This window comes from Sphingobacterium lactis (assembly GCF_051951495.1).
GTDB lineage: Bacteria > Bacteroidota > Bacteroidia > Sphingobacteriales > Sphingobacteriaceae > Sphingobacterium > Sphingobacterium lactis_A.
In genome coordinates this window covers 1-2,182 of record NZ_JBNHAS010000011.1, presented here as the reverse complement: position 1 = coordinate 2,182, position 2,182 = coordinate 1, and the positions used below count along the sequence as shown (strand labels likewise).

At 53.0% G+C, this 2,182-nt stretch carries 1 rRNA gene; it reads right to left on the bottom strand.

The annotated features are described in order from the left end of the window. Positions 1 to 2,138: ribosomal RNA gene (locus ACP6L2_RS18105) — 23S ribosomal RNA — on the bottom strand; the annotation flags it as partial. Positions 2,139 to 2,182 lie beyond the last annotated feature (44 nt).

The window sequence follows — 2,182 nt, the reverse complement described above, 5'->3', positions numbered from 1 at the left end:
TACTCCCGCCTATCCTACACATCCTGTACCCAATCTCAATGTTAAGCTATAGTGAAGGTTCATGGGGTCTTTCCGTCCCGTTGCGGGTAACCGGCGTCTTCACCGATACCACAATTTCACCGAGCTCATGGCTGAGACAGCGCCCAGATCGTTACACCATTCGTGCAGGTCGGAACTTACCCGACAAGGAATTTCGCTACCTTAGGACCGTTATAGTTACGGCCGCCGTTTACTGGGGCTTCGATTCAATGCTTCTCCTTGCGGATGACATCCCCTCTTAACCTTCCAGCACCGGGCAGGTGTCAGGCCTTATACTTCATCTTTCGATTTCGCAAAGCCATATGTTTTTGCTAAACAGTCGCCTGGGCCTTTTCACTGCGGCTTCTCCATCGCTGGAGGAAGCGCCCCTTCTCCCGAAGTTACAGGGCCATTTTGCCGAGTTCCTTAGCCATGATTCACTCGAGCACCTTAGGATCCTCTCCTCGACCACCTGTGTCGGTTTGCGGTACGGGTGTTGATGACCTGGAGCTTAGCGGGTTTTCTCGGAAGTCTGATTACCTGCGCTATCCGCGCCCCCGAGGGTTTGCGGTACTATCGGGCTTCAGCTGTACCGGCGGATTTGCCTACCGGTCCAATACCTTTGCCCTTCAACGAACTATTCCGTCAGTTCGCGGCAGTGTCACTACTCCGTCACCACATCGCAGTCATCAACAGTACGGGAATGTTGACCCGTTGTCCATCGGCTGCCTCCTTTCGGATGCGCCTTAGGTCCCGACTGACCCTGATCCGATTAGCGTTGATCAGGAAACCTTGGTCTTTCGGTGGGCGGGTTTCCCACCCGCCTTATCGTTACTTATGCCTACATTTGCTTTTCCATCAGGTCCACCACAGGTCACCCTGCGGATTCGCCCCCGATGGAATGCTCCCCTACCAGTGCAATAAATTGCAATCCATAGCTTCGGTACCGTTCTTGATGCCCGTTTATTATCCACGCCCGGCCGCTCGACTAGTGAGCTGTTACGCACTCTTTAAATGAATGGCTGCTTCCAAGCCAACATCCTAGCTGTCTGGGCAACCGGACCTCGTTAGTTCAACTTAGAACGAATTTGGGGACCTTAGCTGATGGTCTGGGTTCTTTCCCTCTCGGCCTTGGACCTTAGCACCCAAAGCCTCACTGCCGGCCATATCTAGCAGCATTCGGAGTTCGTCTGGATTTGGTAGGATTTGACTCCCCCGCACCCAATCGGTAGCTCTACCTCTGCTAGACTCATATGCCGACGCTGTTCCTAAAAACATTTCGGGGAGTACGAGCTATTTCCCAGTTTGATTGGCCTTTCACCCCTACCCTCAGGTCATCCGGAAACTTTTCAACGTTTATCGGTTCGGTCCTCCAGTACGTGTTACCGCACCTTCAACCTGCCCAAGGGTAGATCACAAGGTTTCGCGTCTACCTCGTCCGACTATGCGCCCTGTTCAGACTCGCTTTCGCTTCGGCTCCTCGACTTAATCGATTAACCTTGCCGGACAAGAGTAACTCGTAGGCTCATTATGCAAAAGGCACGCCGTCACGGAATCGCTCCGCTCCGACCGCTTGTAAGCACACGGTTTCAGGTTCTTTTCACTCCCCTGTTCGGGGTTCTTTTCATCTTTCCCTCACGGTACTGGTCCACTATCGGTCTCTCAGGAGTATTTAGCCTTGCCAGATGGTGCTGGCGGATTCCCACAGGATTTCTCCGGTCCCGCGGTACTCAGGATACCACTATGCCTGTATTCTTTGCCTGTACGGGGCTCTCACCCTTATCGCGCAGTTTCCCACCTGCTTCCAGTTCATAGCACAGTACAATGTCGTGGTCCTACAACCCCACAGATGCCTTGACATCGGTGGTTTGGGCTCTTTCCCGTTCGCTCGCCACTACTTGGGAAATCATTGTTATTTTCTCCTCCTACGCTTACTTAGATGTTTCAGTTCGGCGCGTTCGCTTCATTTGATGGCATGTCTTCAACATGCCGGGTTGCCCCATTCGGAGATCCACGGATCGAGTCGCATTTGCCGATCCCCGTGGCTTATCGCAGCTTATCACGTCCTTCATCGCCTCTGAGAGCCTAGACATCCCCCGTGTGCCCTTGTTTACTTTCTTCACGCTACCACCCCTTTTGCAAAGTGGTAGGTTGCTTTTGGACT